The organism is Algibacillus agarilyticus (genome assembly GCF_003286125.1).
Classification (GTDB): domain Bacteria; phylum Pseudomonadota; class Gammaproteobacteria; order Enterobacterales; family Alteromonadaceae; genus Algibacillus; species Algibacillus agarilyticus.
Genome location: NZ_QMED01000011.1, coordinates 107,706 through 123,397, shown reverse-complemented (window position 1 = coordinate 123,397; position 15,692 = coordinate 107,706). Strand labels below are relative to the sequence as shown.

Below are 15,692 nucleotides of genomic sequence, written 5' to 3'. Positions count from 1 at the left end.
GGAGACATTCATGAAATTACCGATTTATTTCGATTATTCGGCGACTACGCCGGTTGACCCAAGAGTTGCAGAAAAAATGATGCAATTCCTTACTATGGATGGTCAATTTGGTAACCCAGCTTCACGTTCACATCGTTTTGGTTGGCAAGCTGAAGAAGCAATTGATATTGCGCGTTCACAAATTGCAGATTTAATTAACGCTGATCCACGTGAAATCGTTTGGACTTCAGGTGCAACTGAATCAAATAACTTAGCTATAAAGGGTGCTGCTAATTTTTATAAGAAAAAAGGCAAGCATATCATCACGGTTAAAACCGAGCATAAAGCCGTACTTGATACCTGTCGTGAATTAGAACGTCAAGGTTTTGAAGTCACGTATTTAGACGTTCAAACTAACGGTTTAGTTGATTTAGATGTGTTAAAAGCCGCAATGCGTGACGATACCGTTGTTGTTAGTGTGATGCACGTTAACAATGAAATCGGTGTTATTCAAGATATCGCGGCGATTGGCGAGTTATGCCGTGCACGCAAAATCGTATTTCATGTTGATGCTGCGCAGTCTGCTGGTAAAGTTGAGATCGACTTGCAAAGTTTAAAAGTTGATTTGATGTCTTTCTCTGCACATAAAGTATACGGCCCTAAAGGGATTGGCGCTCTTTACGTGAGACGTAAGCCTCGTATTCGTTTAGAAGCTCAAACTCACGGTGGCGGACATGAGCGTGGTATGCGTTCAGGTACTTTACCTACACACCAAATTGTCGGTATGGGTGAAGCTTTCCGCATCGCTAAAGAAGAAATGCAGACTGAAAACGAACGTTTAATGGCATTGCGTAACAAGTTATGGAATGGCGTAAAAGACATGGAAGAAGTTTACGTTAATGGTGATTTAGACCAGCGTGTAGCAGGTAACATTAACATTAGTTTTAACTTTGTTGAAGGCGAATCGTTAATCATGGCGCTTAAAGATATGGCTGTTTCAAGTGGTTCTGCTTGTACATCGGCAAGTTTAGAGCCTTCTTATGTTTTACGTGCATTAGGCCTAAACGATGAATTGGCTCATAGCTCTATTCGTTTCAGCTTTGGTCGTTTCACTGAAGAAGCAGAAATTGATTACGCTATCGATGTTATTAATAACGCGATTGGCAAACTACGTGAAATGTCACCACTTTGGGATATGTTCAAAGATGGTGTTGATTTAAACAGCGTAGAGTGGGCACACCACTAAGTACAGCATTAAATCCCGAATTTTTTTGGGCAGTTGAGAATTAGGTTCTACGTTGAGTAGAACCATTATGACCTGTAGAGGTGATTGACATGGCATATAGTGAAAAAGTAATCGACCATTATGAGAATCCACGTAACGTGGGTTCATTCGACAAAAGTGATTCAAATATTGCAACCGGTATGGTTGGCGCCCCGGCGTGTGGCGATGTAATGAAATTACAATTAAAAGTATCTGATGACGGTGTTATCGAAGATGCTAAGTTTAAAACTTATGGTTGTGGTTCAGCAATCGCTTCAAGCTCATTAGTCACTGAGTGGGTAAAAGGTAAAACTTTAGACGAAGCCTCTGAAATTAAAAATACCCATATCGCGGAAGAGTTAGCCTTACCACCCGTTAAAATTCATTGTTCAATTTTAGCTGAAGATGCTATCCAAGCGGCTATCAAAGATTACAAATCGAAGCGTTAATTCGTTTTTATCTAGGTGCATTGTTCAATGCACCTAACGTTTAAATCAATTTTATTTCAGGAGTTATACGTTAATGGCTATCTCTATTTCAGAAGCTGCAGCCGGTCAAGTTAGTAAATTTTTAGAAAATCGCGGTTCTGGCTTAGGTTTGCGTTTAGGTGTAAAAACTTCTGGTTGCTCGGGTATGGCTTACGTACTTGAATTTGTTGATACCTTAAATGAAGACGATAATGTATTCGAAGAGTTTGGTGTTAAAGTTATCGTTGATGCGAAGTCACTTTTGTACATTGATGGTACACAGCTTGATTTTACTAAAGAAGGTTTAAATGAAGGGTTTAAATTTATAAACCCAAATGTAACCGATGAATGTGGCTGTGGTGAAAGTTTTCATGTTTAAAGCCATTATCTAATATATAAAGGTTTCTCATGAATTATTTTGAATTGTTTTCTATCCCTGTGGCTTTTGATGTTGATATCGATGCGATAACGGATACCTACCGTGCTTTACAGAAAAAATTTCATCCTGACCGTTTTGCAACTGCCGCAGACAGCGAAAAGTTAGCCATCGTTCAAAAATCCTCTGAAATTAATGATGCTTATACGACCTTAAAAAATAAGGTTAGTCGCGCTGAATACATATTAAAACTTCGTGGTTTAGATATTCAGCACGAAACGCAAACACTACAAGAACCTGCTTTTTTAATGCAACAAATGGAATATCGCGAACGCTTAGACGATATCAGTCAATTAACTGATATGTTTGATGCGGTGATAGCATTTGAGCAAACGTTAGATGAAGAGTCAGCATTATTACAAAATAAATTAACTGCTTATATCGAAAATAATGAAAATGAAGCAGCCGCCAATATTATCCGTAAAATGAAATTTATGGCTAAATTACAAATAGAACTTGAGCGCCTTGAAGACGCGCAAGTTGAATTTTAAATACTGAACACTGACATTCTATGGCTTTATTACAAATATCAGAACCAGGTCAAAGTACCGCACCGCATCAACACAAGTGGGCCGTCGGCATTGATTTAGGAACAACTAATTCTTTAGTTGCTGCCGTTCGCAGCGGCGAATGTACCACCTTACCTGACGAAAATGGTCATGTAATACTACCTTCTGTTGTGCGTTATCAAAACACAGATGAAAAACAAGTTGGTGCTGTTGCATTGGCTAATGCCGAATTAGATCCCACAAATACCTTAATTTCAATTAAACGCTTTATGGGTCGAGCCGCCAGTGATGTTAAATCAAGTTATGCTGATTTACCTTATCAATTTGTCGGTGATGATGATGGTTTAGTCGCAATTGATACGGCTGCTGGTGTTAAATCGCCTGTCGAAGTGTCAGCTGATATTTTATCAACTTTAAAAAATCGTGCTGAAAAAACATTGGGTGATGAATTATCTGGCGCTGTTATTACGGTTCCTGCCTATTTTGATGATGCACAACGCCAATGTACCAAAGATGCTGCAGCCCTAGCCGGATTAAACGTATTACGTTTATTAAATGAGCCCACCGCGGCGGCTATTGCGTATGGACTTGATTCTCAACAGCAAGGTGTCATTGCTGTTTATGATTTAGGTGGGGGTACGTTTGATATCTCTATCTTGAAATTAACGAAAGGTGTTTTTGAAGTTCTTGCAACAGGCGGTGATTCAGCTTTAGGTGGTGATGATTTTGATGAAGTTATTGTTTCATGGCTACGTGAGCAATGGGATCTCGATTCAATTATATCGCCGCGTTTATCACGCTCGTTAAAAGAGAATGCGAAAAAAGCGAAGCAAACGCTTACGGATCAATCTACCGCCACCGTTAATATTACACTGGATAACGGTACAGAATTGAGCGCTGAACTAAGTAAAGCGACGTTCGAAAGTTTATGTACGGGTTTAATCAATAAAACCTTAATAGCTTGTCGCCGCTCTTTAAAAGATGCGGATATCACAACCGATGATATTTCTGAAGTGGTGATGGTTGGTGGGTCGACTCGTGTTCCTTTAGTACGTCAAAAAGTCGAATCTTTTTTTAAACGCCCACCATTAACGTCTATTAACCCCGATTTGGTTGTTGCGATCGGGGCAGGTATTCAAGCCGATATACTTGTTGGCAATAAGCCTGATTCAGATCTCGTTCTTTTGGATGTTATTCCGCTTTCATTAGGTATTGAAACGATGGGTGGTTTAGTTGAAAAAATTATTAATCGTAATACCACTATCCCAGTTGCGAAGGCTCAAGAGTTCACCACGTTTAAAGACGGGCAAACCGCGATGGCGGTGCATATTGTGCAAGGTGAACGTGAGTTAGTTTCTGATTGCCGCTCATTGGCAAAATTTGAATTACGAGGTATACCCGCGATGGCTGCGGGTGCTGCTCATATTCGAGTAACGTACCAAGTTGATGCTGATGGATTGTTATCGGTTACAGCCATGGAAAAATCAACGGGCATACAATCAAGTATTCAAGTAAAACCATCATATGGTTTATCAGATGGGCAAATCGCGGATATGTTAAAAGCATCTATGGTTAATGCCAAAGATGATATCCGATTACGTATGTTAGTTGAACAGCAAGTCGAAGCCGATCGGTTGCATGAATCGCTTATTGCGGCAATTGATGCTGATGGTGATTTATTAGCTGAAGCGGAATTAAATACATTAAGCGATGCTCTCGCTAAGTTACTTGATTTAAGACATCATCAAGGAACTGAAGAGCAACTCAAAGCACAAATAAAACATGTCGATGATTTAAGCCAAAATTTTGCGGCTTTACGCATGGACAAATCTGTCAATGCTGCCTTATCTGGGCAGAAAGTGGACGAGGTATAGACATGCCACAAATTATTTTTTTACCCCATAAAGAATTATGCCCTGATGGTGCAGTTGCAGAAGCAAAAGAAGGTGATACCGTACTAGATGTCGCTTTACGCACTGGTATTGATATCGAACATGCTTGCGAAAAATCATGTGCTTGTACAACATGCCATGTCATTATTCGTGAAGGTTTTGATTCTATCGATGAAAGTGATGAGCTTGAAGACGATATGCTTGATAAAGCTTGGGGGCTTGAACCAGAATCTCGTTTAGGTTGTCAGGCGGTAGTAACCGATACTGACTTAGTTGTTGAAGTTCCTATGTACACGATTAATATGGTGTCTGAGAATCATTAGTTAGCCTTTTATTAATGATTCAGTTAAAAAAACCGATGCTTGCATCGGTTTTTTTGTATGTTTTATAAACATAAATAATTTAATAAATACATTAGGTTATCTTAATTAAAATTTAATTGATTAGTTTTCAGAGTGAATATTACGATTAAATTGATTTATTTGGGACTCCAAAACGGTTATAGTGGGAACGTTATCCCTAATCAGGGTGTTTGTTTTACCTCGTTTCCTTTATGGTTGTCTTACTCTCGGTAGTAGGGCGCATTTAATAATTAAAGAGTATGAATAGATCATGACTGAATTATTTGACCCAACTGAACATCCACATCGTCGTTATAACCCAATGATCAATGAATGGGTGCTTGTTTCTCCGCATCGTGCAAAGCGCCCTTGGCAAGGTCAAGTCGAAACATTAGATGAAGAACAAAAACCAAGTTATGACGAAAATTGTTTTCTGTGTTCAGGTAATACGCGGATTAATGGTGAAGTAAACCCTAAATATACTGAGACATTTGTATTCACCAATGACTTTGCAGCGTTAAAACCTGATACACCTCAGGTAAGTTCTGACGATCCACTATTTAAAATGGCGACTGAACAAGGCGAAAGTCGTGTTATTTGTTTTTCACCTGATCACAGTAAAACATTACCCGAATTAAGCGTTAATGCGATCTCGAAAGTGGTTGAAACGTGGCAAGAGCAAACGGCTGATTTAAGTAAAACCTATAATTGGGTTCAAGTGTTCGAAAATAAAGGGGCAATGATGGGGTGTTCTAACCCACACCCGCACGGGCAATTATGGGCTCAAAATCAATTACCCACGTTAGTTCAGAAAAAACAAACGGCATTTAGTCAATATTATGTCGAGCAGGGCAACAATTTATTACAAGACTACGCCAAGCGTGAAAGTGAAAGCGGTGAGCGTACTGTTGTTGAGAATGACGAGTGGATTGTAGTTGTGCCGTATTGGGCTGCTTGGCCATTTGAGACGCTTTTATTACCTAAATTTCCATTAACGAGAATGGTCGATTTAACCGCTGAACAACGTTTAACGCTTGCTGATATTGTTAAAAAAATAACGATCAAATACGATAATTTGTTTAATACCTCATTCCCTTACTCTATGGGCTGGCATGGCGCTCCTTATGATGGAGAAGAGCATCCTGAATGGACATTACATGCTAGCTTTTTCCCACCTTTATTACGCTCTGCAACAGTACGTAAATTTATGGTGGGTTATGAAATGATGGCTGAAGCACAACGTGATTTAACGGCAGAGCAAGCTGCAACACGTTTACGAGCGGGTAGTGATGTGCACTACAAAGCTGAAAAATAAATTTACCCGATAGATTAGTGTGATGCGTGATCACAAGAGAGATGAATATGTCAGATTTAATAAATAAAGTAAAAGCAGCGTTCAAACAAGAATTAGGTTATGAGGCTGACTTCGTTATACAAGCACCAGGTCGTGTCAATATTATTGGTGAGCACACCGATTACAATGATGGTTTTGTTTTACCAAGCGCAATAAATTACCAAGCTGTTGTTGTAGCCAGTAAACGCACTGATAATAAAATTCGTGTTGTGTCAGTTGATTATAATTGTGCACAAGATGAATTTGAAAACGCTAAAGAGATTGAAAAAACAGATCAAGATTGGGCTAATTACATACGAGGAGTGGTTAAACATTTAAACCTTCGCGGCCATGAATTTTCAGGTGCTGATATTGCGGTTAGTGGTAATGTGCCACAAGGCGCCGGTTTAAGCTCTTCCGCTGCACTTGAAGTTGTTATTGGTCAAACATTTAAAGAATTATATCAGCTTAATATTAGTCAACCTGAAATTGCGCTGAATGGTCAAGAAGCTGAAAATCAATTTGTCGGTTGTAATTGCGGTATTATGGATCAGCTTATCTCTGCAGAAGCTAAAAAAGATCATGCTTTATTGATTGACTGCCGTACATTAGAAACCAAGCCTGTCGCTATTCCAGCAGGTATGACAATTGTTATTGTTAATTCAAATAAAAAACGTGGCTTAGTTGATAGTGAATACAATACACGTCGTGAGCAATGTGAAGCAGCAGCTGCATTTTTTGATGTTAAAGCACTACGTGATGTATCAATTGAAACGTTTAATGCTAAAGAAGCAGAGCTTGATCCGGTAACTGCAAAGCGTGCTCGTCATGTTATTACTGAAAACGCGCGTACGTTAGCGGCTGCAGACGCTATGCAAGCAAATGATATTGATACCTTACAGCGATTAATGTCTGAATCACATGCTTCAATGCGTGATGATTTTGAAATTACAGTAGCCGAAATTGATGATTTAGTTGACATTATTAAGCAACAAGTTGGAGATAAAGGCGGCGTGAGAATGACTGGTGGCGGTTTTGGCGGTTGTGTTGTTTCATTAGTACCTGATGCCATGGTTGACCAAGTGATCACTGCCGTTGAAAGCGAATATCCAGCTAAAAGTAATCTTCAGCCAAGTATCTTTGTTTGTTCAGCTGAAGAAGGTGCCAGTTTAGTTTAAAAATATCGATTTTATGACACGGGCAAGGATGCCACCCCATTATAAGGATATATAGTCTTCTCGCTCAGGTTTTATGGTTCATTGTCAGCGCTTACTCGCCCCAATCACATAAAAGAGCATATGCTCATGGGGTCTCGAAGCTTGCCTGCATGGATGCAGGTAAGGGGCGAAGCAGGACGCGGTAGCTTTGACGGCTTTGCTTACATGGATGTAAGTACTTCGGTTTCGTCTGGAACTAGAAACCTGCCCCTAAAACCCGATCGCTTTGACTATAGTTCAAGGCAATACCTATTAACAGTATAGTTAAAATATTATTGGTATAACTGATAACCAATATTTTTGGTAATATATTTTAATTGTCTCTTTCATTTAGTCTGTATATAAATTAACCGTATTTTAAGAGGTTGCATGGTTACGATAAAAGATGTTGCGCGCGTTGCGGGTGTTTCTACCTCTACTGTTTCAAGAGTTGTTAGAGGGCAAAGCAAAGTTGGCGATCAATGTCGTGCTCATGTGCAATCAGTTATTAAAGCCCTGGGATATCGACCTAATATTAATGCGCGTGCACTTGTTAGCCAAAAAAGTGAAATGCTAGGTATTGTGACGCCTGAATTTTCTTCTAATTTTTTTGGTAATATTGCATCGGGTGTCGCCAGTGCCGCACGTAATGCGAATTACAAAGTGATGATGAGTAATTCGCAAGATATACCGCATACTGAGCTTGAAGCGATTGCGTCTCTGAGGGAGCATGGTTGTCAAAATATTATTCTACACAGTAAATTTACTGACGATAATACGCTTGCACAGTTGGCCGCTGATATACCTGGTTTAATTATCATCAATCGTTTTGTGTCTGCCATTGCCAGTCGATGTGTTTGGATTGATAACATTGCAGGGGGTAAAATGGCGGTTGAGCATTTACTTGATAAAGGGCATCGTCAATTTGCGTTTATAACGAGTGATATACAAAATCAAGATCCAGATGATAGGCTCAATGGGTGTAGAAATGCGTTGTCTAAGCTCAATATATCAGTTGAACCTGAGCAAATCGCTTCAGGTTTACCTGAAATGGAAGATGGTTATAGAGCGGCTGAGACATTATTAGCGCGAGACATTAATTTTACAGCTGTTATTGCGTATAACGATGCCATGGCTGTAGGTGCTATGAATGCATTGCAAGATGCAGGGAAAAAGGTACCAGAAGACGTATCAGTAATCGGCTTCGATAATTTATTAATCGCGACTGCATGTCGTCCTTATTTAACCACGATGAACTATCCAATCTTTGATATGGCTTGTTATGCAAGTCGTCTATCGATACTGCTAACAACCTGTAAAGAGGAAGCCGAGAATAAAACTCACTTATTTATGCCTTCTTTGGTAGAGCGTGATTCTGTGTGTCAGGTGAAATAATTATAGAAGTAATGAATTAAGATTTTCATATCGATGTTATGAGATTTAACACTTTAAAATAAAGAGCCCTTTATTATGTAAATAATGAAGGGCTTTTTATTTAATAACCTGTCTCTATTGAGCAACCGGCGCAGTTTGAACTGGTTGAGTAACCGGCGCAGTTTGAACTGGTTGAGCAACAGGTGCTGCTTGCACTGGTTGAGCAACAGGTGCTGCTTGCACTGGTTGAGCAACGGGTGCTGTTTGTACTGGCTGAGCAACAGGTGCTGCTTGCACTGGCTGAGCAACAGGTGCTGCTTGTACTGGCTGAGCAACCGGCGCAGCTTGCACTGGCTGAGCCACTGGTGCTGCTTGTACTGGCTGAGCAACCGGCACAGCTTGCACTGGCTGAGCCACAGGTGCTGCTTGTACTGGCTGAGCAACCGGCACAGTTTTCACTGGCTGAATGACTGGCACAGCTTGCACTGGCTGAGCGACTGGCACAGCTTGCACTGGCTGAGCAACCGGTGCTACTTGAATGGGTTGAGCAACCGGTACTGCTGCTTTTATTTTATTCGCTTGAGCTAATGGCATTAGCACATCATTAAGTGCTTTTAATTTAATCACTTCACTATTCAGTGTTTGAACTTGACTCTGAAGTAGGGTTATTGATGCTTTAGCTTGTTGCGTTTGGGTTGTTAGCGAGGCTTTTTGTGTTTCTAAATCGGTAATACTCGTTTTTAGGCTTGTATTTTCTTTTAGTAACTTAGCTTTTAATGCATCCGTATTCTCTTGGCTGTTTTCAGCGCTTAATTTTAATGTTTCTAAATCGTTTAAAATTATCTGACTTTGTGTTTTTATCGCATCGACTTGCTCACTAATAGGGCGGTCACGCAGATCGGACATCATTAAAGCGGAAGAAATTGAATTTAGATTATTCTCTACATTTAAAATATAAAGCTCAAAACTGGCTTTTTTAGTATTTTTTAAACGACTATATTCTTTCGCAAGGTGATTAATATGGCTGACTTCAAATTTAACTTTATCGACTGCGACTTTAATGGCTTCAATATCTCTGGGGTCAACTGTGATCGTGGCATCGGCAGCATTTCTCGCTGCTATTAAGCTTTGATACGTTCGAGGTAAACTTTCGTGCAATTCTTTTTTACCAATAACCGTGATCTGTTTGTTTAGAGCACCTAACTCAATGTGTTTTACAGTCTTAACTTCTAAATCAAATAAGCTTGCTGACACTTTTGCTTGTTGTTGAGTTGCTTCGGCTACATCACCATCTGCAATATCTTCAACCATATTATCAATTTGTTGTTCGATTTTTTTAAATGTTTTGGGATAAATACTCGTCACATTAAGCTGTTTTAAATATTCACGTCTAGTAAAAACATCACCTAATATTGTTTTTGCGGTTGTTTTAATTGTGCTGGCTTTATCTAATAAATTTTCAGCTTCAAGCAGCAGCTGCAATACATTATTTTTAGCTTCTAGTGCTTGTTCTTCTTCACTAGAAAAAATATTAAGTAAAGAGGAGCTACTTTTGGTTGCATCTGAATATTCTTCTTTAGCGTCGGCAAATTTGTTCTTAGCGATCTTTAATAATTTGGGCGCGAAGTAGCTTAAATCATCATGTTCAGGATTCTTCATGACGGTTTCAAATTTATCGATGGCTTCTTTTGCTTCATTTAAATACAAAAACTTTGCATCAACCGCATTGGTAGCAGATGTATTCGTATTTAATGTCGTGTTTGTAGGTTCAGTGGTACTAGAGCAGGCAGATAAGAGTGATATTGATATCATAGCTGCACTTAAATAAGTGCTTTTCATTTTAAAGTTCCTTGTCGAAATGAGGAAGTAATCGGTAGGTATGTCACTCATAATATAGCGTTTTAATGCTCTAAAGACAATTTAAGTCGACATTTTTACCGAAATTTGTGAATTATCGCTACAAAAATAAAAAAGGCTGCAAGTCAATTGCAGCCTTTTAAAAGTAAGAATCTATTTACTCATTATTTTTTAATAGGGGTAAATTCTCTTTTGTCTTCGCCTGTATACATTTGACGAGGACGACCAATTTTTTGGCCTGGTTGAGATAACATCTCATGCCAATGTGAAATCCAGCCAATTGTACGAGACAAGGCAAAGATAACAGTAAACATGCTAGTTGGGATGCCAATCGCTTTTAAGATAATACCTGAGTAGAAATCTACATTAGGGTAGAGTTTCTTTTCAACAAAGTATGGGTCTTCTAAAGCAATTTGTTCTAAGCGCATTGCAACATCTAATAGAGGATCTTTAATACCTAAAGATTCTAAAACTTCATGACAAGTTTCACGCATTACTTTTGCGCGAGGGTCGAAGTTTTTATATACACGATGACCAAAGCCCATTAAACGGAATGGATCGCTTTTATCTTTAGCTTTTGCTACGAATTCATCAATACGGTCAACTGTACCGATTTCTTCAAGCATATTTAAGCAGGCTTCATTTGCACCACCGTGCGCAGGACCCCATAAAGAAGCAATACCGGCTGCAATACATGCATAAGGGTTAGCACCTGAAGAACCTGCTAAACGAACTGTTGAAGTTGATGCATTTTGTTCGTGGTCAGCATGAAGCGTAAAGATACGGTCCATTGCTTTAGCAACAGCAGGGTTTATTTCGTATTTTTCAGCGGGTACAGAGAACATCATATTCATGAAGTTTTCTGAGTAGCTTAAATCATTTTGTGGACAAACGAAGGGTTGGCCAACGCTATATTTGTAACACATAGCGGCAATAGTTGGTAACTTAGCAACTAAACGTTTAGCACAACGAGCACGTTGCTCAGCATCTGATATATCTAAATCATTATGATAAAAAGAAGATAAAGCCCCCGTTACAGCACAAAGCATGGCCATTGGGTGTGAATCACGGCTAAAACCGCTAAAGAAATCTGCAATGCCTTCATGAACCATCGTGTGCTTGTTGATGATGTTTACAAAATCATCATACTCTTCACTTGATGGAGCTTCGCCATTTAATAATAAATAACAAACTTCTAAGTAATCAGCTTGAGTGGCTAATTGTTCTATCGGGTAACCGCGGTGTAATAATACACCTTTAGCGCCATCGATAAACGTAATTGCAGATTCACATGAACCCGTTGCTAGAAAACCTGGGTCAAAAGTAAAATAGCCATGTTGACCTAAAGTACGTATATCGATTACATCTTGACCTAACGTGCCAGAATAAATTGGTAGTTCGACTTGCTTACCGTCTACTGTAAGGATGGCTTTTTTTTCAGCCATAGTTGCTCTCCTTCCGAAAGAGTTATCGTGTTATGGTTCTATTATCTAACTGCTAATTATTAAACTTCAATTTGGCAAAATAATCAATTTCAAACGCATTTAGAACTGTGATTATGGCTCTAATGTTAAAAATAGTCGTCATTCAGCAAATGAATGCATTTTTTTGCAGATAAATTGTATTTATTTATGTGAATGAATATACTTTTCAACCATTGAGGTAACTTTAACTTCAATTAAAAATTAGCATTAGCAATTTTAACATGTCTGACCAATTTAAGTTGGTGTGTTATTTTGCTAAAGACAAAATATAATTTGCTCAGTTGAGACGAGTGGGAAGAACTGTGAAAAAGCAAAGACCTGTCAATCTAGAGCTAAGTACAATTAGCTTTCCGGCCAGTGCCATCGCATCTATTTTGCATCGTGTATCGGGCGTTATCATGTTTGTAGCCATGGGCTTACTTATGTGGGCGTTTGTAACTTCTTTAACATCTAAAGAAGGTTTTGATACCGTAAGCGCAATGTTAGATACCTTTATCGTTAAATTTATTATTTGGGGAACACTAACCGCATTGTTTTACCACATGTTAGGTGGATTCCGTCATTTGATTATGGATCTTGGTTATTGGGAAGAAATTGGATCTGGTAACCTAAGTGCAAAAATTACGATGTTACTAACTATTATTCTTTCTGTGTTAGTTGGAGTACAAATATGGTAACAAATGCAGCTACACTAGGACGCAGCGGCGTTCATGATTTCTTAATTATTCGTGCATCAGCGCTTGTATTAGCCGCTTTTGCAATTTTCCTTTTAGCCTACTTTTGTACACATCCGAGTTTAACTTATACCGAATGGTCTGGTTTATTTTCTATGGTGTCGATGAAAGTGTTCACCATCATAGCATTATTTGGTTTATTAGCTCATGCATGGATAGGCTTATGGCAGGTTTTAACTGATTACGTTAAATGCACTCGTTTACGTATGTTTTTACAGTTTGTATTAAATCTGGCTGCATTAAGTTATTTTGTGACTGGTTTAGTCGTTTTGTGGGGTGTTTAAGTGAGTATTCCAGTAAGAGAATTTGACGCTGTTGTTATCGGCGCCGGTGGTGCGGGTATGCGTGCTGCTTTATCTATTTCAGAATCAGGCCAATCTTGTGCTTTGATCTCTAAAGTTTTCCCAACACGTTCACATACTGTATCTGCACAAGGCGGTATTACTGTTGCTTTAGGTAATGCGCATGAAGATCATTGGGAACAACACATGTACGATACGGTTAAAGGTTCTGATTATATCGGTGACCAAGACGCAATCGAATATATGTGTAAAACCGGGCCTGAAACTATTATCGAATTAGAGAACATGGGTTTACCATTTTCTCGTACGGAACAAGGTAAAATTTACCAACGTCCTTTCGGTGGCCAATCAAAAAACTTTGGTGGCGAACAAGCTGCTCGTACAGCTGCAGCAGCTGACCGTACAGGTCATGCATTGCTTCACTGCTTATACCAACAGAATGTGAAAAACAAAACCAACGTTTATTCTGAATGGTACGCGTTAGATTTAGTTAAAAATTCTGATGGCGCTGTTGTTGGTACAACCGCAATTTGCATCGAAACAGGTGAAATCGTTTATTTCAAAGCCCGTGCTACAGTACTTGCTACTGGTGGTGCTGGTCGTATCTTTGCTTCAACAACTAATGCTCATATTAATACCGGTGACGGTGTTGGTATGTCACTTCGTGCTGGCATTCAAATGCAAGACATGGAAATGTGGCAGTTCCACCCAACGGGTATAGCTGGCGCGGGTGTACTTGTAACTGAAGGTTGTCGTGGTGAAGGTGGTTATCTTCTTAATAAAGACGGTGAACGCTTCATGGAGCGTTATGCGCCTAACGCTAAAGATTTAGCCGGTCGTGATGTCGTTGCTCGTTCAATGATGACTGAGATCCGTGAAGGTCGTGGTTGTGATGGTCCTTGGGGTCCACATATTAAACTTAAATTAGATCACTTAGGTAAAGAAACATTAGAAAGCCGTTTACCAGGTGTTTGTGATTTATCACGTACATTCGCACACGTTGATCCTGTTAAAGAACCTATTCCTGTTATACCAACATGTCATTATCAAATGGGTGGTGTGCCAACAAATGTAAATGGTCAAGCCATTAGCATTGCAAGTGATGGCACTGAAACGGTTGTTGAAGGTTTATTCGCTGTTGGTGAAATTGCTTGTGTATCTGTACACGGTGCAAATCGCTTAGGCGGAAACTCATTACTTGATTTAGTGGTATTTGGTCGAGCTGCTGGTAAATTCTTAGGTACTTACTTAGCCGGAACGGAATTTGGTAAAGAAGCTTCAGATTCTGATTTAGAAGCAAGTTTAGCCCGTACTAATCGTTGGGAGTCTTCAACTAAAGGTGAAGATCCTGTTGAAATTCGTAAAGATTTGCAACAATGTATGCAGCTTAACTTCTCGGTATTCCGTGAAGGTGAAGCAATGGCTAAAGGCATGAAAGAGCTTACAGAAATTCGTGAGCGTCTTAAAACTGCCCGTCTTGATGATAAATCAAGCGACTTCAATACTCAGCGTATCGAATGTTTAGAGTTAGACAACTTAATGGAAACTGCTTTCTGTTCAGCTAAAGCGGCTAACTTCCGTACAGAATCTCGTGGTGCACATGCTCGTCAAGATTTCACAGAACGTGATGACGCTAACTGGTTATGTCATTCTATCTATACTCCAAGCACAGAAGATATGACAAAACGTGATGTTAACATGGCTCCTGTACACCGCGACGCTTTCCCACCGAAAGCAAGAACTTATTAAGGGACGATACCGATGAAAAAAATATTCTCTATTTATCGATATAACCCTGATGTTGATGCCAAACCAAGAATGCAAGATTACACTTTGGATTTGGAAGACGGTCAAGACATCATGGTACTTGACGCTTTATTGCTTATAAAAGAGCAAGATCCAACATTATCATTACGCCGCTCTTGTCGTGAAGGTGTATGTGGTTCTGATGGCGTTAACATGAATGGTAAAAACGGCTTAGCGTGTATTACTCCTCTTTCTGACCTTAAAGGCAGCAAAATAGTCATTCGTCCATTACCGGGCTTACCGGTTGTGCGTGACTTAGTGGTTGATATGACGCAGTTCTTTACTCAATATGAGAAAGTGAAGCCTTATTTAATTAATGATGGTAAACAAGCTCCAGCACGTGAGCATCTGCAATCAATTGAAGAACGTGAAAAATTAGACGGTTTATACGAGTGTATTTTATGTGCTTGTTGTTCTACATCATGTCCTTCATTTTGGTGGAACCCGGACAAATTTATCGGCCCAGCAGGTTTATTAGCAGCTTATCGTTTCTTAGCTGATAGTCGTGATACGGCTACAGACGAACGATTAGCAGATCTAGACGATGCTTTCAGCGTATTCCGTTGTCACGGAATTATGAACTGTGTAAGTGTTTGTCCTAAAGGCTTAAATCCGACTAAAGCGATTGGTCATATTAAGTCAATGCTGTTGAAAAAGGCTGTTTAGTAATTGTTAAGCTATTTGCTTAAAACAATCTAAACTACTAAATAGCCGTTCT

General features: G+C 39.3%; 15 protein-coding genes. 13 read left to right on the top strand and 2 right to left on the bottom strand.

The genetic code is table 11. From position 1 onward, the window contains the following. The first annotated feature begins 10 nt into the window (after positions 1-10). The 9 genes from DPX34_RS10815 (at position 11) to DPX34_RS10775 (ending at position 8,812) form a co-directional block, all read left to right on the top strand. Positions 11-1,225, top strand: coding sequence for an IscS subfamily cysteine desulfurase (locus tag DPX34_RS10815; protein ID WP_111978444.1), 1,215 nt, complete (start codon positions 11-13; stop codon positions 1,223-1,225). A gap of 89 nt (positions 1,226-1,314) precedes the next feature. Further along, a complete protein-coding gene (gene iscU / locus DPX34_RS10810; protein ID WP_111978443.1) occupies positions 1,315-1,692 on the top strand; it encodes a Fe-S cluster assembly scaffold IscU in 378 nt (125 codons plus the stop codon). Positions 1,693-1,765: 73 nt separating this feature from the next. Beyond that, positions 1,766-2,089 (top strand): iron-sulfur cluster assembly protein IscA, encoded by a 324-nt coding sequence (gene iscA / locus DPX34_RS10805; RefSeq protein WP_111978442.1) that lies wholly within the window; start codon positions 1,766-1,768, stop codon positions 2,087-2,089. A 29-nt stretch (positions 2,090-2,118) separates the two neighbouring features. Further along, positions 2,119-2,637 (top strand): co-chaperone HscB, encoded by a 519-nt coding sequence (gene hscB / locus DPX34_RS10800; protein ID WP_111978441.1) that lies wholly within the window; start codon positions 2,119-2,121, stop codon positions 2,635-2,637. 20 nt (positions 2,638-2,657) lie between these two features. Continuing rightward, positions 2,658-4,529 carry a Fe-S protein assembly chaperone HscA gene (gene hscA, locus DPX34_RS10795; RefSeq protein WP_111978440.1) on the top strand — a complete coding sequence of 624 codons (1,872 nt, stop codon included), beginning with the start codon at positions 2,658-2,660 and terminating at the stop codon, positions 4,527-4,529. 2 nt (positions 4,530-4,531) lie between these two features. Next, positions 4,532-4,870, top strand: a complete 339-nt coding sequence (fdx, locus tag DPX34_RS10790) for an ISC system 2Fe-2S type ferredoxin (protein ID WP_111978439.1) — start codon at positions 4,532-4,534, stop codon at positions 4,868-4,870. Between the two features lie 289 nt (positions 4,871-5,159). Continuing rightward, complete coding sequence (locus DPX34_RS10785; protein ID WP_111978438.1) at positions 5,160-6,203, top strand: UDP-glucose--hexose-1-phosphate uridylyltransferase; 1,044 nt, start codon at positions 5,160-5,162, stop codon at positions 6,201-6,203. A 47-nt stretch (positions 6,204-6,250) separates the two neighbouring features. Continuing rightward, on the top strand, positions 6,251-7,399 hold the full coding sequence (gene galK, locus DPX34_RS10780; RefSeq protein ID WP_111978437.1) for a galactokinase: 1,149 nt from the start codon (positions 6,251-6,253) through the stop codon (positions 7,397-7,399). A gap of 408 nt (positions 7,400-7,807) precedes the next feature. Next, positions 7,808-8,812, top strand: coding sequence for a LacI family DNA-binding transcriptional regulator (locus DPX34_RS10775; protein WP_111978436.1), 1,005 nt, complete (start codon positions 7,808-7,810; stop codon positions 8,810-8,812). A gap of 114 nt (positions 8,813-8,926) precedes the next feature. On the opposite strand, the gene DPX34_RS10770 is transcribed toward DPX34_RS10775, so the two are convergent. Together DPX34_RS10770 and DPX34_RS10765 are read right to left on the bottom strand one after the other, a co-directional pair. Then, positions 8,927-10,630: a hypothetical protein gene (locus DPX34_RS10770; RefSeq protein ID WP_111978435.1), complete on the bottom strand. Its 1,704-nt coding sequence runs from the start codon at positions 10,628-10,630 to the stop codon at positions 8,927-8,929. 182 nt (positions 10,631-10,812) lie between these two features. Then, the gene (locus tag DPX34_RS10765) at positions 10,813-12,093 is read right to left on the bottom strand and encodes a citrate synthase (RefSeq protein ID WP_111978434.1); all 1,281 of its coding nucleotides are present in this window, start codon (positions 12,091-12,093) and stop codon (positions 10,813-10,815) included. 341 nt (positions 12,094-12,434) lie between these two features. On the opposite strand from DPX34_RS10765, the gene sdhC reads away from it, so the two are divergent. The 4 genes from sdhC to DPX34_RS10745 are packed head-to-tail and all read left to right on the top strand — an operon-like array spanning position 12,435 to position 15,640. Then, the gene (gene sdhC, locus DPX34_RS10760; RefSeq protein WP_369122240.1) at positions 12,435-12,809 is read left to right on the top strand and encodes a succinate dehydrogenase cytochrome b556 subunit; all 375 of its coding nucleotides are present in this window, start codon (positions 12,435-12,437) and stop codon (positions 12,807-12,809) included. Further along, positions 12,803-13,150: a succinate dehydrogenase, hydrophobic membrane anchor protein gene (sdhD, locus tag DPX34_RS10755; RefSeq protein ID WP_111978432.1), complete on the top strand. Its 348-nt coding sequence runs from the start codon at positions 12,803-12,805 to the stop codon at positions 13,148-13,150. The genes sdhC and sdhD overlap by 7 nt, the downstream gene beginning before the upstream one ends. Continuing rightward, positions 13,151-14,917, top strand: coding sequence for a succinate dehydrogenase flavoprotein subunit (gene sdhA / locus DPX34_RS10750; protein ID WP_111978431.1), 1,767 nt, complete (start codon positions 13,151-13,153; stop codon positions 14,915-14,917). A gap of 12 nt (positions 14,918-14,929) precedes the next feature. Further along, a complete protein-coding gene (locus DPX34_RS10745) occupies positions 14,930-15,640 on the top strand; it encodes a succinate dehydrogenase iron-sulfur subunit (RefSeq protein ID WP_111978430.1) in 711 nt (236 codons plus the stop codon). Positions 15,641-15,692 lie beyond the last annotated feature (52 nt).